A 21,599-nucleotide genomic window follows, 5' to 3' on the forward strand; every position below is an offset into this window, starting at 1 on the left:
CCGGCGACGTACCATGCGCTGGGGGGTGTATCTGTGTCGTCGCAGGTGGAGCGGTTGCCGGAGTGGGTCACGCCGCTGCGCGCACCCAATGCGGGCCCGATGACGCTTGACGGCACCAACAGCTGGGTGCTTCGCGCGCCGGGCGCCCGGGACGCCGTGGTGATCGACCCCGGGCCGGACGACGCCGGGCATCTCGCCTCGCTGGCCGAGCACCGGCCGCTGAGCGCCATCCTGGTCACGCACGGCCACCACGATCACGTCGAGGGCACCGAGACGCTGTCGCGGATGCTCGGCGGCGTGCCGATCCTCGCGGCCGACCCCCGGCACGGGGACCCGCTGCCGCCCCGGATGCGCCTCGCGGGCCTCGACATCGAGGTCGTCGCCACGCCCGGGCACACCGCCGACTCGGTCTGTTTCGTGGCCGAGGACGCGATCTTCACCGGCGACACCGTGCTGGGCCGGGGCACCGCCGTGGTGGCGTGGCCCGACGGCGACCTCGGCGCGTACCTGGACAGCCTCGCGGCGCTGCGGGCGTACCCGATGCTCATGCTGCCCGGCCACGGCCCGGTGCGGGCCGACTGCGCCGAGCTGGCCCGGGCCTATCTCGCCCACCGGCATGAACGACTCGAGCAGGTGCGCGCCGCGATGGCCGCCGGTGCTGACACACCGGAGGCGGTCGTTGACGCGGTGTATCCCGACGTCGACCCGAAGGTGCGCTTCGCGGCCGAATGGTCCGCCCGGGCGCAACTCGACTTCCTGAGGCGGGAATCACAGCCGGGCCCGCAAGAGTTGGACCCGCTGTGACCTGTCCTGTGTGTGGAACCGTGGCCGTTCCCGGCGCCCGTTTCTGCCACAACTGCGGCGCGGCGCTGCCCGCGGCCGCCACGCTCCCGGCGGCGGAACGACGGATCGTCACCGTGCTGTTCGGTGACCTCTCCGACTTCACGTCGTGGTCGGAGGATCTCGACCCGGAGCGGGTCGGCGCGGTCACCGACCGCGTTCTCGCCGCGCTGGCCGGGGCGGTCAAGACCTTCGGCGGGCACGTCGACAAGCTCACCGGCGACGGCATCATGGCGGTCTTCGGCGCGCCCGTCGCCCACGAGGACGACGCCGAGCGGGCGGTACGCGCGGCCCTGAGCATGCAGCGCGCGGTCCGGCGGGTGCTGGACGACGAGCGCGGCGGCGGTGCGCCGCTCGGGCTGCGCGTCGGCCTGAACACCGGCGAGGTCGTCGCGGGCATCCAGGCCGCGATCGAGTACACGGTCATCGGCGACACCGTGAACACAGCCGCCCGGCTGGCCGACGCCGCCGCGGTGGGCGCGGTGTACGCGGGCTCCCGGACCGCCGCGGGCACCCGGCACGTCGCCTCGTGGCGGCAGCTGCGGGCGCTGCGGCTCAAGGGCAAGCGGGAGCCGGTGCCGGCGTACGAGCTGCTTGGCCTGCACGACGCACCCGGCACGCGCTCCGGGCTCGGCGACGAGGCGCCGTTCGTGGGCCGCGAGACCGAGCTGGGCCGGGTCGCGGGGCGGCTCGCCGAGGTGATCGACTCCGGCGCCCCGCGGGTCATGGTGATGACCGCGGAGGCCGGCATCGGCAAGACCCGGTTCGCCGGCGAGGTGAAGCGCCTGGCGGCCGGCTACGACGTCGGCGCCGGACGGTTCGCCGCGCACACCGGCGCGCGGGTGCTGCGGGCGCGCTGCCGGGCCTTCGGCGAGCGGCGCCGCTTCGCCCCGCTGGCCGACCTCGTGCGCAAGGCCGCGGGCCTGCCCAAGGACGTGGCCGCCACGATGACCCGCACGGTCGTCGAGGAGCGGCTGCGCAAGGTCGTCAGCCGGCTGGCCCGCGACGGCGAGACCCCGGACGTCGACCTCGACCGGCTGCTCGCGCTGCTCGGGTACGGCGAGGCGCCCGGCAACGCGGTGGGGCCGGCGGCGGTGGCCGAGTGGCAGCCCACCGGTGGCGCCCGGCCGGAGACCGAGACCATCCCGATCGCGGTCGCCGGGCTGCTCACCGCGCTGTCCCGGGAGGCGCCGCTGGTCGTGATCGTGGACGACCTGCACGACGCCACCGCGGAGACGATCGACGCGCTCGGCGGCGTGCTGTCCCGCCTCGAGGGCCCGGTGGTGATGCTGCTGCTCGGCCGCCCCGAGCTGGTCCGTACGGCCGGCGCGCTGACCCGCCTCGCGGACGCCGAGATCCACAGCCTGCCCCCGCTGCGTGGCGCGGACGCGTCCCGGCTGCTGACGTCGTACCTGAACGGCGGGAAGCTGCCGCAGCAGGACGCGGACCGCCTGCTGGCCACCGCTCAGGGCAACCCGTTCTATCTCGCTGAGCTGGTCACGCTGCTGATGGAACGCGGTGCGCTGATGCCCGCGGTGGGCGCCAACGCGGCCGGCAAGTGGCAGCTCGCCGCCGGATCGCTGGGCAGCCAGCTGCTCTCCCGCGACCTCGCCGCCGTGCTCGCGGCCCGCATCGACGCGCTGCCCACCGAGCCGCGGTCGGTCCTGCGCGACGCCGCGGTGGTCGGAGACACCGTTCCCACCGGCGCGATCGAGGCGCTGCGCGACCGCCGGTCCGCCGGTGACGCCCGTCCCGGCGCGGTCGCCGCGGTGGAGCTGGAACGCGCGGTCGACGAGCTGCTGCAGCGCCGCATGCTGCACCGGGTCCGCGGCGGCTACGCGTTCGCCACCCCGCTCATGCGCGAGGCCGCGTACGCCGGCATCGGCAAGGCGGACCTCGCGGAGCGGCACGCGTACCTGGCGCGCTGGGCGGCGCCGGAGTCGATCACGACGCTCGGGTACGACGCCGCCTCCCGGCTGAGCATGGGCGAGAACGAGCGCGACGCGTTCGTGGCCGCTCACGTGGAGTGCGCGGTGGAGCTCGCCGACCAGGTGCGGCTCCGTCCCGAGGCGAGCGTCCGCGACGTCGCGCCGCTCGGCGTGGCCGCGCTCGGCCGGATGGCCCGGCGTGCCCTCGCCAACATCGAGCCCGCCGCCTCGATCGCGTACGCCGAACGCGCCACCGGGCTCACCAAGGACGGCCTGCCCCTCTCCGACCAGCTCGTGCACGCCCGCGCGCTGCTGCGCCTGGGCCGGGCGACCGAGGCGCTGACCCACGGCGAGAAGATCGCCGAGTCGGCCGAGAACGAGCCGGTGTGCCGCGCCGAGGCCCTGCTCGTGGTCGGACGGGCGCAGGAGGCGCTGGGCGACGTGCCGAAGGCGGTCGTCGCCTGGCAGGAGGCGCTCGAAGTGGCCACCGAGGCCGAGCTCGCCCCGGAACGCGCCAACGCGATGCGGCGGCTCGGCATGGCCGACTTCCTCGCCGGCCGGCTCAGCCAGGCCAGCAGCCGGTTCGCCTCCGCGTACCAGGTGACGCTGGCCGCGGGCGACCGGCACGGGCAGGCCTGGGCGCTGCAGAACCTGGCCTGGGTCACCACCACGCGCGGGGACTTTGCGGGCACCGACGCCGTCCTCGGGCGGGCCGCGCGGCTGTTCGCCGAGCTCGGTGACCCGGTCGGCCGCTCCTGGCTGCGCGGCACCACGGCGTTCGCCCGGCTGCTCGCCGGGCGGCTGCAGGAGTCGCGGCGGCTGGCCCGGATCTTCCTCCCGTTCGGTGACCGGGTCGGTGAGGGCTGGGCGGTGGGCACGCTGCGGGCGGTCGAGGCGTACGCGGCCGCCGAGCTGGGTGACCTGGCCGAGGCGGACGGCGAGGCGCGGCGGGCGTACCGGGACTTCGACGTGGTCTCCGACGACTGGGGACGTGGCCTGGCGCTCGTGGTCCGCGGCGTCATCGCCCGCGGCGTGGGTGAGTTCGATCACGCCCACGATCTGCTCACCGACGCGCTCGGGTACGCCGATCGCACCGGCCACCCGCTGCTGCTCGGCATGGCGGGTACGCTGCGCGGTTTCGTGGCGCTGCAACGTGGTGACGGCGAGGCCGCCGAGGACGACGCGCGCCGCGTGATGACGTCGGTGGAGCCGCACAATCCGCTCGCGCCCGCGCAGGTGGGGCCGCGGGTGCTGCTCGCCGAGGCGCGGATGCGGGCGGGCGATCCCGGTACGGCGGTCGGCCTGCTCGCTCCGATCGCCAGCGACACCGGCGGCTCGCTGTTGTTCTCCCGGCGGCACGCGCTGGCGTCGTACGCCTCGGCGCTGCTGGCCGAGGGCCGGGTGGAGGCGGCGGCCACGTGGATCCGCCGGGCCCGCGAGGTGCGCGCGGAGGACGTACGCAGCGGTGTCGTCGCGGCGATGGTGCAGGCCCGGGTGCACGCGGCGGCCGGAAATATGCCCGCGGCACGGGACGCGGCGGAGGAAGGGGTGCTGCTCGCGTACTCCACCGAGCAGGCCAGCGAACGGGTGGCGGCGGAGGAGTTGCGGGACGCTCTGGGACTTTCCATCGTGGAACCGGCGGAATCTGTCGCGTACGCGTCTGACGTGCCGGGATGATCGACGCCGCACTTCGCGTATTTTCTAAGCCGTGACGGAAACCCCGCCTGGTCGCCTGCCCGTGCCCTACGTGCCAGGCATGTCCGGCTTGTCCGTCATGGCTCGCGGAGGGTACGCGACCGTGTACCGAGCGACACAGGATTCGGTCGGCCGCGAGGTCGCGATCAAGGTCGAGAACCGGACCCTCGAGAGTCCACGGGACCAGGCCCGGTTCCTGCGCGAGGCGAAGGCCGCCGGGCGGATGTCGTCGCACCCGCACGTGGTCGACCTCTTCGACGTCGGCGTGACGGTGGACCAGCACCCGTACCTGATCATGGAGCTGTGCGACGGCTCGTACCTGGACCGCATGCGGGTCTCGCCGCTCGGCGCGGTCGAGGCCCGCGACCTCGGGGTGAAGATCGCCGACGCGCTGGTGCACTCGCACGCCAACGGCGTGCTGCACCGCGACGTGAAGCCGGCCAACATCCTGTACTCGCACTTCAACCCGGCCGTGCTCGCCGACTTCGGCCTCGCCGTGCTGGGCGAGATGCGCGACTCGTCGGTGACCCTCGAGGTGCTCACCCCGGCGTATGCGCCGCCCGAGATGTTCTCGCACGCCGACCCCTCGGGCGCCGTCGACGTGTACGCGCTCAGCGCCACCCTCTACGCGGTGATGCGCGGCCGCCCGCCACGCTGGGACGGCGACCGCAGCCCGAGCCTCATCACGCTGATGGACATGTTCACCAAGCCGATCCCCGACCTCCCCGGGGTCCCGCGCTCGCTGACCGACGTCCTGCGCTACGGCATGGCCAACGACCCGCGGGACCGTCCCACCGCCGAGCAGCTGCGGGACATGCTCGCGGAGCTGCACCTCAGCCCCGCCGGGCACAATTCCGCCGGCGTGTACCGGTCGTCCACGTTCGTGCCGCCCGCCCCGCGGCCGCACCACACCGCCCCGCCGCCCCGGCCGGTACCGCCGGTGACCCCGACCCGGGACGCGGCCGACGAGACGCCGACCGTGCACACCGACAACCCCAAGCGGGGCAAGCGGAAGTGGCTGTTCGGCGGCTTCGGCGTGGCGCTGCTGCTCGCGGCGTCGATCGGCGGCTCGTGGCTGGCCGCGTCGCAGGGACCGACGGCTCGCTCGATCGCCGCCAAGCTCGCCGCGCCGACGGCCTCCACGCTGCCGGCCACGATGGTGCAGCTGCCCGGCTGCCCGGGGCGCTCGTACTGCCCCGGTGAGCTGGAGTGCTTCACCCTGCGGGCCGGCATGGGACCGGTGGCTCGCAAGGTGTCCTGCGCGAAGCGGCACAGCTGGGAGGTCTTCGCCGTCGGGTCGCTGCCCTCCGATGTGGACCCGCGGGACCGGGACGCGGTGACCACCGAGCCGGCCGTGCTGCGGGTGTGCAGCCGCACCGTGTTCCGGCGGACGACCGCGCGTGCCGACGCGGCCGAATGGGCGCTGTCCGTGCTGCCGCCCACTTCCGAGGATCGGACGTTCCGGTGCCTGGCCGGTCAGGGCGCGGGCCGCCTGCACGGCCCGGTGCTGAGCCGGGGCTGACCCACCGGGGTTTCGCCTCCTCCGCTGCGTCACTCCGGGTCGAGCACCGCCAGCAGCTCGCCCGTGTCGACCTCGGCGCCCGGGTGCACCGGCAGCGAAGCCACCACCCCGGCCGACGGGGCGTGCACGGGGTGCTCGAGCTTCATCGCCTCCAGGGTCAGCAGCAGCTCGCCGGCGCGAACCCGCTGGCCCGGCACGACGAGCACGCGGCGTACGGCCCCGGGCAGCGGCGCGATCAGCGAACCCTCGGTGGCCTCCGGCGCCGGCAGCGGGAAGCGGGACAGCTCGCGGAGCGTGACCGAGCCCTCGGGGCTGTCCACGTAGGAGACGTCGCCGACCCGGTGCACCTTGAGGCTGAGCCGGATGCCGTTGACGTCGAGGTCCACCCGCGAGCCGTCGGCGTGCACCACGGTCGTGGGCGGGTGGTCGTCCAGCGTCGGCGCCTGACCGAGGCCGGCGAGGTCCAGCTCCTCCGGGTCCACCGCGCGCACCCACCAGCCCGCCAGCTCGCCGTGCCGGTTCATCCGGTAGCCCACCTCGACCGGGCCGGCCGGGCCGTCGTACACGGCGGTCTGCGAGCCGGACGGCACGTTGCGCCACCCCGACGGCAGCGAGCGCAGCACCGGGGCGTTCGACCGCCGGGCGGCGGCACCGGCCAGGGCGGCGGCGAGGCAGGAGATGCGAACCGCGTCCACGCTGGACAGCAGCGGGGCGAACACCTCGGGGTGCCGGTCCAGGAAGCCGGTGTCGACGTCCCCGGCCCGGAACGCCCCGTGCCGCAGCACGCGGACGAGCAGGTCGCGGTTCGAGACCACCCCGTGCAGTTCCGTACGGGTCAGCGCCGACGCGAGCATCCGCGCGGCCTCCTGCCGGGTGGGCGCCCACGCGACGAGCTTGGCGAGCATCGAGTCGTGCTGCCCGCCCACCACCGAGCCGTCCACCACCCCGGCGTCCAGGCGCAGGCCGGGCTGGGGCAGGGGGCGGAACGAGCCCGCCACATCCGGCACCTTGAAGCGGTGCAGGGTGCCGGCCGCGGGCAGCCACGCGTACGCGGGATCCTCGGCGCAGATGCGTACCTCGATGGCGTGCCCGCGGATCGGCGGCGGGCCGGGCATCGGCAGGCTTCCGCCCTCGGCGATCAGCAGCTGCAGACGGACGAGGTCGTACCCGGACACGCACTCGGTGACGGCGTGCTCCACCTGCAGGCTCGGCGTGAGCTCCACGAACCAGAAGGAGCCGTCCTCCTCCAGCAGGAATTCGACCGCGCCGGCGCCCACGTACCCGATGGACCGGACGGCGAGGATCGCGGCCCGGCACAGCTGCTCGCGGAGCGCGGGGTCCACCGCCGGTGACGGCGTCTCCTCGATGATCTTCTGGTAGCGGCGCTGCACCGAGCACTCGCGCTCGCCGAAGGGCACTACGGCCCCGTGCGAGTCGGCCACGATCGGCACCTCGATGTGCCGCACGTTCTCCAGGTACGGCTCGCAGAAGACGTCGTCGCCGGTCTCCTGGCGGGTGGTGGCCACCGCCTCGGCCAGCGTGACCGGGTCGCGGACCACCCGCATGCCGGCGCCGCCGGTGCCGCCGGCCGGCTTGATCAGCACCGGGAAGTCGGTGACCGTCGCGGGGTCGGTCAGTGTCTGCAGCACCGGCACGCCGGCCTCCGCGACGATGCCCTTGGTGTCGATCTTGCTGTGCAGCGTGCCGAGCGTCTTGGCCGGCGCGCCGACCCAGATCATGCCCGAGTCGGCCACCTCGGCGGCGAACTCCGGGTCCTCGGCCAGCGCCCCGTTGCCGGGATGGATCGCGTTGGCGCCGGCCCGTTTCGCCGCCGCGATGATCAGGTCGCCCCGCAGGTACGTCGACGACGGCGTGCCGCCGGTGAGACGGACCGCGTAGTCCGCCTCCGTCACGTGCGGCGCGTCGGAGTCGGCATCGGAGTAGACGGCGACCGTCTCGATGCCGACCAGGCGGCACGTGGCGAAGACCCGGCGGGCGATCTCCCCACGGTCGGCCACCAGAAGACGTCGGATCACTGCTCTGCTCTACCTTTCGGGGTCCTCGCGGCCTTTGTGGCTGGCCTCAGGGTCGGAACACGCCGATGTGCTCGGCGCCCTCGACGGTTGCGCTGTGCACGGCGGAAAGGCAGAGGCCGAGGACGGTACGGGTGTCCCGCGGGTCGATGATCCCGTCGTCCGGGAGCTTCCCGCGCGGTACCGAGTCGCCTGCCGGGCCCACCGGCCAGCTGAACAGGAACCGTGGCTCGTACGCGCGGCCGTAGATCCCCCCGGCCTCCTCCGCCGGGGTGCCGCCGATCATCAGGGTCAGGTGCGGGACGGTCGACTTGGCGACCGCGTGCACCAGGGGGGCGCCGTGGCGTACGTCGGCCGCCTCGTGCTGCTCGGCCGACGGCATCCCGGTGTACTGCACGAACAGCAGGGTCGTCGCGGTCGCGTTGGCGAGCTGGATGAAGTGCACCGCCTTCTGCGTGTCCGCCGGTGAGAACGGGGCGCCCAGGTTCGCCAGCACGCCCACCGGGTAGCCGTGCAGTTCACCCCAGCCGGTCACCAGCGCGGTGCCCTGGGCGGGCTTGAACTCGTCGAAGTCGCTGCCGTCGAGGATCCGGGCCAGCACCTCGCGCGGCTCGAACGTCGACGACGGGTCCGCGCCGGCCATGGCGAGCAGATCCTCGGCGTCGTACTTGGGCGGCTCGGGCGGGAACGAGCGCGGCGCCGGACCGCGCTTGCGCCAGTTGAAGCGGCGTACGCACTGCCGGGCCAGCCGCAGCCCGTCCCGCTCGTCCTCGGCGAGCTGGTCCGCCGGGCCGGTCACTCCCGCCGGCACCGTCGGCGCGCTGCGTACCTCGGGGGCGGGACGGCCGTTGGCGGTGGCGGAGCGTACCGGCTGCGGGTGGATCGTCAGCATCTTCGCGTGCCCGCGCACCATGATCGTGTAGTCGGAGAGCGCCGGCAGGTACGCCGCGTCCCCGGTCGTCGCCCCGAACACCACGCACACCGTCGGCACCCGGTCGGCGGTGAGCTGGCTGAGGTCGCGGGCGATCGCGCCGCCCGGCGGCGGGCCCGCCGGGGCGGCCGCGCCGGTCGACTCCACGAGGTTCACCAGCGGCAGGCGGTTCACCGACGCGATCCGGGCGGCCCGGCGGATCTTCTCCACCGTGTACGGGTTCACCGCGCCGCCCTCGACCGTCGGGTCGTTGGCGATGACCACGCACTCGACACCCTCGACGACGCCGATGCCGGTGACCACGCTCGCGCCGATCGGGAACTCCGAGCCCCACGCCGCGACCGGCGACAGCTCCAGGAACGGGCTGTCCTGGTCCAGCAGCATCTCCACGCGTTCGCGGGGCAGCAGCTTGCCGCGGGCGTGGTGCCGGGTGACCGACTTCTCCCCGCCGCCGGCCCGGGCCGCCTCCAGCGCCGTCTCCAGCTCGGTCAGCCGTTCCAGCATCGCGCTGCGGCTCGCCAGGTACGCGGGGGTGCGCGGGTCGATCGCGGTGTCCAGCACCGTCACGTCGTCACCCCGCTGCGCTGCACGCCCGCCACCTCGTTCAAAGCCCGCGCCCTCTCGACCGTCGTGGTGCCTCTCGACCACCTCGGTAACGAGCGGCTGACCGGGTGCGACACGGATCTTGTGGGGGCGGCTTTGTCGCCTGATCAGGTGGACGAACGGGCATCAAGCACGACAAAAGGCCGCCCCAGCGGGGCGGCCTCTCGTGATGTGTCGCAGATCAGACGCGGGCGCGGCGCGCCAGGCGCTCCGGGTCCAGGATGATCACGCTCTTGCCGTCGAGGCGCAGCCAGGCCCGCGAGGCGAAGTCGGCGAGGGCCTTGTTGACCGTCTCCCGGGAGGCGCCGACGAGCTGGGCGAGCTCCTCCTGGGTGAGGTCGTGCGTCACCCGCAGCACGCCGCCGTCGCGGGTGCCGAAGCGGCCGGCCATCTGCAGCAGGTTCTTCGCCACGCGGCCCGGTACGTCCGTGAAGATCAGGTCGGCGAGCGCGTCGTTCGTCCGGCGCAGCCTGCGCGCGAGCACCCGGAGCAGCTGCTCCGCGATCTCCGGGCGGTTGTTCAGCCAGGGCCGCAGCGACGACTTCTTCAGCCGGGCCAGGCGGGTGTCCGTCACCGCCGTGGCCGTTGCCGTGCGCGGGCCCGGGTCGAACAGCGACAGCTCGCCGAGCATGTCCGACGGGCCCATGATCGAGACAAGGTTCTGCCGGCCGTCCGCGGCCCGCCGACCGAGCTTGATCTTGCCGGAGAGAACGATGTAGAGGCTGTCACCCGCCTCGCCCTCGTTGAAGACGATGTCGCCCTTGCGGAACTCGATCGTCTCCATCTCCTTGGCGAGCGCCTCGGCCGCCTCCGGGTCCACACCCTGGAAGATCCCGCTGCGAGCCAGTACCTCATCCATCGCTGTACCTCCGAATACGCGCTTCGCCGCGCACGATCAGTCTAGGCGCACGCGGGCCGGAAACGGGCGGCACCCCTCGATCCAGATCTCGCAGCGTAACCACCACGGCCGCCAAGCCGGCCGAAATCCGTCGCTCTCGGTGAGCAGCGGTCGGCCGTTCGACGGTCGCGACGACTTGTCGCCCGACGGTATCGTCCGGATCGATGAATTCCCAGCCCTCGCCCCAGCGACCCGGTCTGTTCGGCCGGCCGATCCTGACCGTCACGCTCGTCGTGGCGGTCCTCGCCGGAGCTGGCCTCGGTGGCGTCGCGCTCGCCGACCGCGGCCCCGAGCGCGCCCCGGCCACCTGGCACGCCGCCCCCACGTCGGCGCGCGCCTCGGCGACGACCCCCGCGGCCGGCGACGTCCAGGACACCGCCGCGGAGGAGCCGGACACCATCACGTTCTCGGCCACGGGCGACATCATCATGGGCAGCGCGCCGAACAAGCTGCCCGCGAACAACGGCGAGGGCTTCTTCGACTCGGTCAAGCCCGGGCTCAAGTCCGACCTGGTCATGGGCAACCTCGAACAGCCACTCACCGGGGACACCGGCACGTCCAAGTGCGGCACGCCGCCGCGCGCCAACTGCTTCGCGTTCCGTTCGCCGCCCTCGTACGCCGGGCACCTCAAGGACGCCGGTTTCGAGCTGCTGAACACCGCGAACAACCACTCCAAGGACTTCGGTACGCAGGGCTACCGCAACACCGTGAAGGCGCTCGAGGGCGCGGGGCTCAAGCACACCGGGGCCGAGGGGCAGATCACGGTCGTCGAGGTCAAGGGCGTGAAGGTCGCGGTCGTGGGCTTCTCGCCGTACGCCGGTGCGAACAACCTGAACGACATCCCGGCGGCGAAGGCCGTGATCCAGGAGGCGACCGGGCAGGCCGACGTCGTGGTGGTGCAGGTGCACATGGGCGCCGAAGGCTCCGACAAGGGCCACGTGAAGCCCGGCAACGAGCTGTTCTTCGGGGAGAACCGGGGCGACCCGATCAAGTTCAGTCACGCGGTCGTCGACGCCGGCGCTGACGTGGTGGTCGGGCACGGGCCGCACGTGCTGCGGGGCATGCAGTTCTACAAGGGCAAGCTCATCGCGTACAGCCTGGGCAACTTCGCCGGCGGCGGGCGCACGCTCAGCCGCGGCGGCGTCCTCGGGTACGGCGGCATCCTGCGCGTCACGGTCACCAGGGACGGCACGTTCAAGAGCGGCAAGTTCCTGTCCACGGCGATGAACTCGGCAGGGCGTCCGACCCGGGACTCCGCGAACGAGCGGGGTCGCGCGCGCGTACGGGAGCTCTCCGCGGCCGACTTCGGGGACACCGCCGCCGAGATCGACGACAACGGGCTGATCTCCGCGCCGGCCTGATCCGCGTAGCGCCTGGTCATCGGGGCGGCATGCGGCGCGAGGCCTTCCGCGGCCGGGAATGTCGGTGGTGCGACGTACTCTTGCTCGCGTGAGTCGTCCCCTCGTCGCCGCACCCGCCGGTGCGGCCGTCCTCGCCCGGTCGGCCAAGCGATTCGCGGGGGAGACCCCCATCGGCCGCAAACGCCGGGCCCGCAAGATGGCCAAGGTGCTGGCCGAGACCCACCCCGACGCGCACTGCGAGCTCGACTTCACGACGCCGCTGCAGCTCGCCGTCGCCACGATCCTCTCGGCGCAGTGCACCGACAAGAAGGTCAACGAGGTCACCCCGACCGTCTTCGCCCGCTACCGGACGGCGGCCGACTACGCCGCCGCCGACCGGGCCGAGCTGGAGACGATTCTCAAGCCCACCGGCTTCTTCCGTGCCAAGACGGACTCGCTGATCAAGCTCGGCCAGGCCCTCATCGACCGGCACGACGGCGTCCTGCCCGGCACGCTCGACGAGCTCGTCGCGCTGCCCGGCATCGGCCGCAAGACCGCCAACGTGATCCTCGGCAACGCCTTCGACGTCCCCGGCATCACCGTCGACACCCACTTCCGCCGCCTGGTCAACCGCTTCGGCTGGGTCCAGGAGGAGGACCCGGTGAAGATCGAGTTCCAGGTGGCCGAGCTCATCGAGAAGCGCGACTGGACCATGCTGTCGCACCGCATCATCTTCCACGGCCGGCGCGTCTGCCACGCCCGCAAGCCGGCCTGCGGCGCCTGCACCCTCGCCACGATGTGCCCGTCGTACGGCACCGGACCCACCGAGGCGGCCCCGGCGGCCAAGCTGCTCAAGGGCCCCCGCGCCCGGGACCTGGCAGCGCAGGCGGGCGTCGACCCCGACCTCGTCCCGGCGGCCGCGGTCGTGGCACCGGAGGCCCCATGAGCCGTGACCTCGCGAGCCGCCCGGCGCCCCGACCGGCACTGGCCCGGTGGCTGACCCCACCGCTGGTGCTGCTCCTGGCCGCCTGCACGGCGACCGAGGTCACACCCGGCCCGGACGAGTCACCCGCGCCGTTCGCCGACTGCGCGTCGCTGACCGCTTCTTCCTCCGAGCCGGCGTCCGGGGGCGTGCCGGATCTGCCGGATCTCTCGCTGCCGTGCTTCACGGGCGGGGCTCCCGTGCGCCTCGCCGCCCTGCGCGGTCCGGCCGTCATCAACCTGTGGGGCTCCTGGTGCGCCCCCTGCCGCGAGGAACTCCCCCTCATCCAGGAGCTCGCCGACGCCACCGCCGGCCGGCTGCGGGTCATCGGGGTCGACACCCGGGACGACCGCGATGCCGGCGCTTCGTTCGCGTCCGACCACGGCGTCACCATGCCGACGCTCTACGACCGCGACCAGAAGCTGCTGACCGCGCTCGAGAAACTCCAGCTGCCGGTCACCGTGTTCCTCCGCGGGGACGGCAAACGCTTCGTCTACACCGGCGAGGCGCTCGACAAGCCGACCCTGGGCACCCTGGTGCGCGACCACACCGGCGTGACGGTGGCCGGGTGAGCGCGCCCGAGGGGCTGCCGGGCCCGCGTGATGTCGGCCGGGCGAGCGCGCCCGAGGGGCTGCCCGGGTGGTGGGAGCCGTTGCTGACCCGGGCCGCCTCCGCGCGGACCGAGGACTTCACCAGCCTGCGGACCCCGGCGAGCGGCGGGCGGGCGAGTGCTGTGCTCGTACTGCTGGGGGAGGAGCGTCCCGGCGAGCCGGACCTGCTCGTCCTGCAGCGCGCCGCGACCATGCGCAACCACGCGGGTCAGGCGGCCTTTCCCGGGGGTGCGGCCGATCCGGAGGATCGCGACGCGGCGGACACGGCGCTGCGCGAGGCGCGCGAGGAGGTCGGCCTGGACCCGGCAAGCGCGACCGTGCTGGCCACCCTGCCCGACCTGTACATCCCGGTCAGCCGGTTCGTGGTCACCCCCGTCCTGGCCTGGTGGCACGCCCCGCACCCGGTCCGGCCGATGGACCGGGCCGAGGTCGCCCACGTCGCCCGGCTGCCGGTGGCCGAGCTGGTCGACCCCGCCAACCGCATCCGGGTACGCCACCCCAGCGGCTGGGTCGGCCCGGCGTTCCAGGTCCGCGGGATGCTGGTGTGGGGATTCACCGCCGGGGTGATCTCCGCGCTGCTCGACATGGCCGGCTGGACCCGCCCCTGGCGCCCGGGGCCCATGATGGAGTTGCCCGACCCGCTGCTGCCCCACGGTTCCGTCCCGGCGTCCTCCGCGCCGGCCACCTCCGACGAGGTGGTGTCGTGACCGTCCCTTCTACCTTGAGCGAGTGCTTGTGGTCGATGGAATCCTGATCCTGCTCATGCTGGTCTTCGCGATCAGCGGATACCGGCAGGGTTTCGTCATCGGGGCGCTGTCCTTCGGCGGCTTCTTCAGCGGCGTGCTGATCGGCCTGCAGATCGGCCCGCTGATCGCCAACCAGTTCGCCGACGGCACGGTGCGGCTGGTCGTCTCGCTGGTCACCATCTTCGCGCTGGCGGTGCTCGGGCAGACCCTGGCCGGGTGGCTCGGCACCAAGCTGCGGCGCGCCATCGAGAGCCGCCCGATGCAGCGCCTCGACGACGCGGGCGGGGCGGTCGTGTCGCTGGTCGCCGTGCTGCTGGTGGCCTGGCTCATCGCCGTACCCCTCGGCTCGACGCCGTTCCCGGAGATCAACCGCCAGGTCCGCAGCAGCGCGATCCTCAACGGCATCAACACGCTCATGCCGGACGAGGCGCAGGCGCTGTCGGCCGGCCTGCGCGAGTCGCTCAACACCAACGGCTTCCCGGACGTCTTCGGCGGCCTGACCCGCACCAACGCCCGCGAGGTGGCCGCGCCCGACCCGGCGCTGGCGAAGAGCCAGGTCGTCATCAACTCCCGCAAGTCGGTCATCAAGGTCCTGGGTACGGCCCCGAGCTGCTCGCGGCGCATCGAAGGCTCGGGTTTCGTGTACGCCAACGAGCGGGTGATGACCAACGCGCACGTGGTCGCCGGCACCCGCCAGATCGAGGTGGAAACCCAGAACGCCGGCCGCCTCCAGGGCAAAGTCGTCGTGTACGACCCCCAGCGCGACCTCGCGGTCCTCTACGTACCGGGCCTGCGGGCGCCCACCATGCCGTTCGTCAGGAAGCCGGCGGGCACCGGCGCCAACGCGATCGTGCTGGGCTTCCCGCTCGACGGCCCGTACAACGCCCAGGGCGCCCGCGTCCGCGACGTCAGCAACATCACCGGCCCGGACATCTACGACTCGGGCAACGTGACCCGCGAGATCTACACGATCCGCGCGCTGGTGCAGAGCGGCAACAGCGGCGGCCCGCTCATCGCCCCGAACGGCGACGTCCTCGGCGTGATCTTCGCAGCGGCGGCGGACGACCGGAACGTGGGATTCGCACTGACGGCGGCGGAAGCGGCAAGCACGGCGCGGCTCGGCGTAGAACGCACGCGCGGCGTGAAGACGGGCGACTGCGCCTGACCGGGTCGGGCTGAGCGCGCTCGGCCCACACCCACCGCGGCCGTGATCGTGCGCTGACCGCGCCCGACTTCGCTCATGCGCGGTGGTCTGGCTCGCGCGTTGGTCTGGCTCGCGCGTTGGTCTGGCTCGCGCGTTGGTCTGGCTCGCGCGTTGGTCTGGCTCGCGCGTTGGTCTGGCTCGCGCGTTGGTCTGGCTCGCGCGTTGGTCTGGCTCGCACGTTGGTCTGGCTCGCACGTTGGTCCGGCTCGCGGGTTGCCGGGCTCGACTGCTGGTCTGGTCGGCGTGCCGGACCGGCGCGCTCTCCCGATCCGCTCGGCAGGTGCCGTCCTGCGCGACCACGCTGCTGGCCCGCCGGTCGACTGGTTCGGCTCAGCCGATTGCGGTGGACCGCCCGAGCCGGCCGGCTGCGCTCGCTTGGCAGAAGTTCGCAGGACGGGTCGCGTTGGCCGGCTGGGCCTGGCTTGGCCGATTTCGCTGGACCGGTCGCGTTGACCGGCCGGCCCGGCTGACCTGGCCGACTGCGCTTGGCGGGCCGCCGGCGCTGCCCGGCTCCCGGTCGAGGTGGCGGATGGCGGGCAGGCGGACGCGGTCCGTGACTCCGGATGCCGGCAGCTGCCGCGGGCGTCAGGTGATGTGGGCGAAGCGGCGGATCGTCAGGATCGTTGCCAGCACCGACACCAGGAACAACGCAGCCGCCGCCCACCAGCCGTGCGAGGACTCCGCCGCGCCCGCGTCGCCGTTGGTTATGGCCGCTCCGGCGTTGGAGCCCGGCACCTGCGGTACGCGGTTCCTGCCGGTCGTGTTCGGGGCCGACTGCGCCTGGCCCGAGGTCGGGGCGCTGCCGAAGCGGGAGATGCCCGGGGAGGCCGTGGTGTCCAGCGGGTTGCGGAGGACCGTGGGGACCTCGGCGGTCAGCGCGCCGGTCGGGTCGATCATGCCGAAGCCGTACTCGCTGTCGCGGCCGGCCGGGCCCCGGTCCTTGGCGGTACGGATGATCCGGTTGACCACTTCGCCCGCCGACATCGTGGGCCAGCGGGAGCGGATCAGGGCTGCCGTGGCGGAGACCATCGGGGCCGCGAAACTGGTGCCCTGGACGCGCCAGTAGCCGTCCGGGCTGGCGCCGTACAGCTCGGTGGCCGGCGCCGTGACGACCGTTTCCTTGCCCGTGATCGAGCCGGACCAGAGGACGTCGCCGTCCTTCTCCATGCCGGCGACGGCGATCACGCCCGGTTCGCGGGCCGGGTACCAGACCCCCGACGACGTGGAGGAGCCGGCGTTGCCGGTGCAGGCGACCACGACCACGTCCTTGGCGAACGCGTAGTCGAGGGCGGCCGCGAGGGCCGGGCTGCTGCCGTTGCCGCCGAGGGACAGGTTGATCACCCGGGCGCCCTTGTCGACCGCCCAGCGGACGCCACGGGCGACGATCATCGCGTCGTCGTACTTGTTCTCGCGGTCCAGCACGCGCACCGGGAGGATCTTCGCCTTGGGGGCGATGCCGACGACGCCGTCGGTGTCGTCGTTGCGCCCGGCGATGATCGCGGAGACCGTGGTGCCGTGCCCGACGAGGTCGGTGTCGCCGTCGCCCTGGGGGTCGACCAGGTCGAGGCCCTTGAGCACCTGGCCGCGCAGGTCGGGGTGGTCGGAGTCGACGCCGGAATCGATGACGGCGACGGTGACGCCCTCGCCGGTCGAGTAGGTCCAGGCGCCGGCGACGTTGAGCGTCTTGAGGTGCCACTGCTCGGAGCGGACCGAGTCGCCGAGCAGAGGCTCGGGCGCGGTGACCGGCCCGGCCAGCGCCCCCACCCCAGCCGAAGAGGCCGCGGAAGACGCCGAGTGAGCAGCGGAGGCAGGGAAGGTGAAAGCCGGAGCGGCGGTCAGGCCGACGGCAACGCATGCCGCAGTGACTCGTACGGCAAGTCTCACCAACGCGCACCACCGCGGACCGGGCACGGCGCGAGGAGGCCGCGCCGGGGTCGGCGGGACACGGGCGGTGCTTCGCTCTCAGCTCTCACGGACGGCCAGCTCTCACGAACACGGTGCCATTGGCGATGCGGGACGGTCGATGGTGGGAGATTACTCCGAATAGGGTCCTCGATGCTCGGGTCTGTGGATGCCGATCGCACGGCCGGTACGTCTGTGCTGGTGGCGCCTCAGAACGGGGGCAGATGTGACAGCTGGATGAGCCGTACGCCCTCACGGCGCGTGACGAGGCGGCCACGTCCCGGCGGCATGAGGGTCGGGCGGACGGGGCCGATGAGCGCTCCCTCGTCCGACGGGCCGCTCATCACCAGGCCCGGCGAGGACAGCTCGCGCAGCCGCTGGATCACCGGGTCGTACATGGCCCGGCTGGCACCACCGGCGCGACGCGTGACGATCAGGTGCAGGCCCACGTCACGGGCCTGCGGGAGGTACTCGAGGATCGGCTGCAGCGGGTTCGTCGGCGCGGACGCGATCAGGTCGTAGTCGTCGACCAGCACGAACAGCTCGGGGCCGTTCCACCACGAGCGTTCCCGCAGCTGCTGCGCGGTCACGTCGGGGCCGGGCAGGCGGCGTTCCATGTACCCGGCGACGGATTCCATCAGCTCCAGCGTCTTCTGGGCCTGGATGCCGTACCCGATGCGGTGGTCGGTCTCCGGCAGGTCCATGAGGCTGCGCCGGTAGTCGACCAGGATGATCCGCGCCTCGGTGGGCTGGAACCGGTGGGTGATCGTCGTGGCCAGGGCCCGCAGGAACGACGACTTGCCGCACTCGGCGTCGCCGAAGAGCAGGAAGTGCGGGTCGCTCGCGAAGTCGATCTCGACGGGCTGCAGGTCGGACTCGGCGATGCCGATCGGCAGGCGCAGGCCGGTGGAGCGGTCCAGGTCGATGTCCGCGTACGGCAGCGACGGCGGCAGCAACCGCACCCGCGGCGCGACCGGTCCGCTCCAGTTGGTCGCGATCATCTTGACGAGCTCGGCGGACTCGGCGTTGGTCAGCTCCGGCCGTACGGTCAGGAAGTGCAGGGCCTTGTTCTTGTCGGTCGGGTGCTCGACGAGGCCGCGGCCGGGCTTCTCCGGCACGTTGATCGCCTGCCGCCGGTTGATCGAGGAGTCGGTGGGGTCGCCGAGGCGCAGCTCCACCTTGGAGCCGAAGAGGTCGCGGATCGCCGGCCGGTAGTCCATCCAGCGCGGGGCGCTGGTGACGACGTGGATGCCGTACGACAGGCCCCGGGTCGCGATGTCGGTGACCACGCCCTCGAGCTCCTCGTAGTCCTTGCGCAGCGTGGTCCAGCCGTCGATCACGAGGAACACGTCGCCGAACGGGTCGCTGTCCGCGCCGGTGCCGAGACCCGCCTGGGCCGCGCGCCGCCGCCGATAAGAGCCCATGGAGTCGACGCCGAGCTCGCCGAAGAGCCGTTCCCGCTCGGCGAGCAGCGTGGAGACCTCGCCGACCGTGCGCCGGACGCCCACCGCGTCGAGGCGCTGGTACACGCCGCCGACGTGCGGCAGGTCCCGTAGCGTGGTGAGCGAGCCGCCGCCGAAGTCGAGGCAGTAGACCTGCACCTCGGCGGGGGTGTGGGTCAGCGCGAGCCCGCAGACGAGCGACCGCAGCGCCGTCGACTTGCCGGACTGGGCGCCGCCGACGACCGCCACGTGGCCCGCGCTGCCGCCGAGCTGCAGCCACATGACGTCGCGCAGCTGCTCGCGCGGCTTGTCGATCAGCGCGATCGGCACCTGCAGCGCGCCGTGCAGCTCGGGGTTGGCGAACGCCAGGCCGCGGACCGGGTCGGCGGTGACCGGGCCGAGCAGCTCGTCGAGGGACGCCGACGTGTTCAGCGGCGGCAGCCACACCTGGTGCGCGGGCGGGCCCTGGCCGTTGAGCCGGTCGACCATCACGTCGAGCAGGCTGTCGCCGGTCTGGGTGTCCTCCGGCTTGGGCTGCACGGGCTTGACCGGCTTGGGCGCCGGCACGTAGTGCGTCGAGTAGGACAGGATCTGCGGTGCGGCGCCGTCGCGGGTCGCGCCGGGACCGCCGATGCCGGCTTTCCGGAAGACCCCCGACACGTACGCGGCCTTGAAGCGTACGAGCGGCTCGGTGCCGAACTTGAGGTAGCCGTGACCGGGCGAGCGGGGCAGCTCGTACGCGTCCGGCACGCCCAGCACCGCGCGCGACTCCAGGGCGGAGAAGGTTCGCAGGCCGATCCGGTACGACAGGTGGGTGTCGAGCCCGCGCAGCCGCCCCTCCTCGAGCCGCTGGCTGGCGAGCAGCAGGTGCACGCCGAGCGAGCGGCCCAGCCGTCCGATCTGGACGAACAGGTCGATGAAGTCAGGCTTGGCGGACAGCAGCTCGGAGAACTCGTCGCAGACCACCAGCAGCGACGGCAGCGGCGGCAGGGCGGCACCGCCCGCCCGGGCCTTCTCGTAGTCGCGCAGGCTCGCGTAGTTGCCCGCCTTGCGCAGCAGCTCCTGGCGGCGGATCAGCTCGCCGTCGATCGCGTCCACCATGCGGTCGACGAGGGGGAGCTCGTCGGCGAGGTTGGTGATGACGGCGGCGGTGTGCGGCAGCCGGTCGAGCGAGGAGAACGTCGCGCCGCCCTTGAAGTCGACGAGGACGAAGTTGAGCATCTCCGACGAGTGCGTGGCGGCGAGGGCGAGCACGAGCGTGCGTAGCAGTTCCGACTTGCCGGAGCCGGTGGCGCCGATCAGCAGGCCGTGCGGGCCCATGCCGTCCTGCGCGGACTCCTTGAGGTCGAGCTCGATCGCGGAGCCGTCGGCGCCCAGGCCGATCGGCACGCGGAGCTTGTCCCGGTTGGGCCGGGGCAGCCAGGCCCGGCTGACGCTGAACGACTCCGGGTCGCCGAGGTTGAGCAGCTCGGCCAGGCCCATCTCGGTGGCCAGCGGGGTGTCGGCCGACTTCGACATCGCGGCGAGCCGCAGCGGCGCGAGGCGGCGCGCGACCGCCTCGGCCTCCGCCTCGCTGAGCCGGTCGGGGGTGCCGACCTCGGCGGCGTGGTCCATCGCGTACGTGTGCAGCTCGCGCCGGACGCCGGTGGCCTTCACCTCCAGCACCAGCAGCGACCTGTCGAGCAGCCGCGGCGGTACGTCGTCGAGGTCGAGCACGGTGACACCGTCGATGCCGTCGTCGAGCTGCGTGGCGCCCTTGAGGTCGGCGCCGTCGAGCACGATCACGACGTGTGGGCCGCTGGTGCTCACGCCGGCCGGGTTGAACCGCGGCCGGTTGCCGATCACGTCCTCGAGCAGCTTCTCCAGGTCGGGGCCGGCGCTGGCGACCAGGCGCACCTGGCCGAGGCGGTCGGTGCGGGACGGGTGCAGGTTGTGCGGGAGCCACTTGACCCACTCCCAGGCGGCCCGGCGTTCCGGTCCCGCGCAGACGGCGATGATCAGGTCGTCCGGGGCGTGGAAGACGGCGAGCTGGGCCAGCACCGCGCGGGTCAGGGCGCGGGCGTCGGCCTCCGCGCCGGCGCCGTTGCCGCGCATGAACACCCGGGCGAATCCGCGCAGCGACACGGCGACCGGCAGATCCGGCACCACCGAGTACGCATCCAGGAACCGGCGCAGGGCCCCGGCGGTCATCGGCTCGAGGTCCTCGAGCGGCCGGGTCACCGGCGGGATCAGGGGCGTGGCCAGCGTCTGCGGCCCGACGGCGAGGCGTACGACGCCGAAGTCGGGGTCGGCGGACCGGCGCTCCCACACGCGGTAGCTGCCCGCGGTGGACCACAGCTGGGTGGGGTCGGGGTGCCGGTAGTAGAGGCCGGTGCGTTGCCTGGTGGCGGTGTCGCGGACCCGGCGGCGCAGGCTGGCGAGGTGCCGCAGGTATTCGCGCCGGGCCGCCATCATCTCGGCCTTCTTGGGTGAGCCGCCGCTGCCGAACGAGGTGGCGAGCATCGCCAGGGACGAGACGCCGAACAGGCCACCGATCACATAGGACATGGAGCCGCCGCTGCCGCGGCCCATCATCATGGCCATGGCGACGGAGCCGCCGAGCATGGGCAGCACCATGAAGGCCTGCTGCCAGCGGCCGCCGACCGCCTGCGGGATCTCGGGCGGCGGATCGACCGCGAGCTCGCCGGTCGGGATCTCGGGCGCCGGGCGACGCGCGGCCCGCTTGATCACCACCGTGCTCATGAAGAACTGTCCCTTTCCTCACCCGCTATGACCTTTGCTCAGTTTGTCCACTGAGGCCTTCGCGGCTCCCCCGTCCGCGGTCCGACCGACCGGTCACCGCGCGAGGCCCAGGATAGGTAAAGTCCCCTGCGTTCCGCAGCCTCCCGTCCGACCGCCCCGCCCTCCACCCTAAGGTCGGAC

Annotated in this window: 13 protein-coding genes; 8 read left to right on the top strand and 5 right to left on the bottom strand. The window is 73.2% G+C overall.

Translation table 11 applies throughout. From position 1 onward, the window contains the following. Nucleotides 1-33 precede the first annotated feature (33 nt). The 3 genes from IT780_RS04890 to IT780_RS04900 all read left to right on the top strand — a co-directional run bounded on the left by IT780_RS04890 (nucleotide 34) and on the right by IT780_RS04900 (nucleotide 5,985). On the top strand, nucleotides 34-804 hold the full coding sequence (locus IT780_RS04890; RefSeq protein ID WP_307831042.1) for an MBL fold metallo-hydrolase: 771 nt from the start codon (nucleotides 34-36) through the stop codon (nucleotides 802-804). Continuing rightward, nucleotides 801-4,445 carry an adenylate/guanylate cyclase domain-containing protein gene (locus IT780_RS04895; RefSeq protein ID WP_199510195.1) on the top strand — a complete coding sequence of 1,215 codons (3,645 nt, stop codon included), beginning with the start codon at nucleotides 801-803 and terminating at the stop codon, nucleotides 4,443-4,445. Before IT780_RS04890 ends, IT780_RS04895 begins: the two co-directional genes overlap by 4 nt. Nucleotides 4,446-4,524: 79 nt before the next feature. Further along, on the top strand, nucleotides 4,525-5,985 hold the full coding sequence (locus tag IT780_RS04900; protein ID WP_233412251.1) for a serine/threonine-protein kinase: 1,461 nt from the start codon (nucleotides 4,525-4,527) through the stop codon (nucleotides 5,983-5,985). A gap of 29 nt (nucleotides 5,986-6,014) precedes the next feature. On the opposite strand, the gene IT780_RS04905 is transcribed toward IT780_RS04900, so the two are convergent. The 3 genes from IT780_RS04905 to IT780_RS04915 all read right to left on the bottom strand — a co-directional run bounded on the left by IT780_RS04905 (nucleotide 6,015) and on the right by IT780_RS04915 (nucleotide 10,411). Beyond that, nucleotides 6,015-8,021: an ATP-binding protein gene (locus IT780_RS04905; RefSeq protein ID WP_199510197.1), complete on the bottom strand. Its 2,007-nt coding sequence runs from the start codon at nucleotides 8,019-8,021 to the stop codon at nucleotides 6,015-6,017. Between the two features lie 46 nt (nucleotides 8,022-8,067). After that, nucleotides 8,068-9,516 (bottom strand): carboxyl transferase domain-containing protein, encoded by a 1,449-nt coding sequence (locus tag IT780_RS04910; protein ID WP_199510198.1) that lies wholly within the window; start codon nucleotides 9,514-9,516, stop codon nucleotides 8,068-8,070. Between the two features lie 217 nt (nucleotides 9,517-9,733). Then, the gene (locus IT780_RS04915) at nucleotides 9,734-10,411 is read right to left on the bottom strand and encodes a Crp/Fnr family transcriptional regulator (RefSeq protein ID WP_023562908.1); all 678 of its coding nucleotides are present in this window, start codon (nucleotides 10,409-10,411) and stop codon (nucleotides 9,734-9,736) included. A 203-nt stretch (nucleotides 10,412-10,614) separates the two neighbouring features. Here IT780_RS04915 and IT780_RS04920 point away from each other — a divergent pair, with 203 nt between their 5' ends. From IT780_RS04920 to IT780_RS04940, 5 genes are all read left to right on the top strand, one after another. Beyond that, a complete protein-coding gene (locus tag IT780_RS04920) occupies nucleotides 10,615-11,811 on the top strand; it encodes a CapA family protein (RefSeq protein WP_199510199.1) in 1,197 nt (398 codons plus the stop codon). An 88-nt stretch (nucleotides 11,812-11,899) separates the two neighbouring features. Further along, nucleotides 11,900-12,736 (top strand): endonuclease III, encoded by an 837-nt coding sequence (gene nth / locus IT780_RS04925; protein WP_307831043.1) that lies wholly within the window; start codon nucleotides 11,900-11,902, stop codon nucleotides 12,734-12,736. Further along, on the top strand, nucleotides 12,733-13,344 hold the full coding sequence (locus IT780_RS04930; protein WP_199510200.1) for a TlpA family protein disulfide reductase: 612 nt from the start codon (nucleotides 12,733-12,735) through the stop codon (nucleotides 13,342-13,344). The genes nth and IT780_RS04930 overlap by 4 nt, the downstream gene beginning before the upstream one ends. A gap of 59 nt (nucleotides 13,345-13,403) precedes the next feature. Further along, a complete protein-coding gene (locus IT780_RS04935) occupies nucleotides 13,404-14,090 on the top strand; it encodes an NUDIX hydrolase (RefSeq protein WP_199510773.1) in 687 nt (228 codons plus the stop codon). A 22-nt stretch (nucleotides 14,091-14,112) separates the two neighbouring features. Next, nucleotides 14,113-15,294: a MarP family serine protease gene (locus tag IT780_RS04940; protein ID WP_199510201.1), complete on the top strand. Its 1,182-nt coding sequence runs from the start codon at nucleotides 14,113-14,115 to the stop codon at nucleotides 15,292-15,294. Nucleotides 15,295-15,918: 624 nt separating this feature from the next. On the opposite strand, the gene mycP is transcribed toward IT780_RS04940, so the two are convergent. Both mycP and eccCa read right to left on the bottom strand, forming a co-directional pair. Then, nucleotides 15,919-17,217: a type VII secretion-associated serine protease mycosin gene (gene mycP / locus IT780_RS04945; protein WP_372443603.1), complete on the bottom strand. Its 1,299-nt coding sequence runs from the start codon at nucleotides 17,215-17,217 to the stop codon at nucleotides 15,919-15,921. A gap of 227 nt (nucleotides 17,218-17,444) precedes the next feature. Then, nucleotides 17,445-21,419, bottom strand: a complete 3,975-nt coding sequence (gene eccCa / locus IT780_RS04950; protein ID WP_199510203.1) for a type VII secretion protein EccCa — start codon at nucleotides 21,417-21,419, stop codon at nucleotides 17,445-17,447. Nucleotides 21,420-21,599 lie beyond the last annotated feature (180 nt).

Source organism: Nucisporomicrobium flavum, from assembly GCF_016464385.1.
GTDB lineage: Bacteria > Actinomycetota > Actinomycetes > Mycobacteriales > Micromonosporaceae > Actinoplanes > Actinoplanes flavus_A.

Excerpts from the sequence above, each read along its gene's own strand:
- IT780_RS04900 (WP_233412251.1), top strand. The coding sequence starts at position 4,525 with ATGTCCGGCTTGTCCGTCATGGCTCGCGGAGGGTACGCGACCGTGTAC.
- IT780_RS04915 (WP_023562908.1), bottom strand. The coding sequence starts at position 10,411 with ATGGATGAGGTACTGGCTCGCAGCGGGATCTTCCAGGGTGTGGACCCG.
- IT780_RS04920 (WP_199510199.1), top strand. The coding sequence starts at position 10,615 with ATGAATTCCCAGCCCTCGCCCCAGCGACCCGGTCTGTTCGGCCGGCCG.
- IT780_RS04930 (WP_199510200.1), top strand. The coding sequence starts at position 12,733 with ATGAGCCGTGACCTCGCGAGCCGCCCGGCGCCCCGACCGGCACTGGCC.
- eccCa (WP_199510203.1), bottom strand. The coding sequence starts at position 21,419 with ATGAGCACGGTGGTGATCAAGCGGGCCGCGCGTCGCCCGGCGCCCGAG.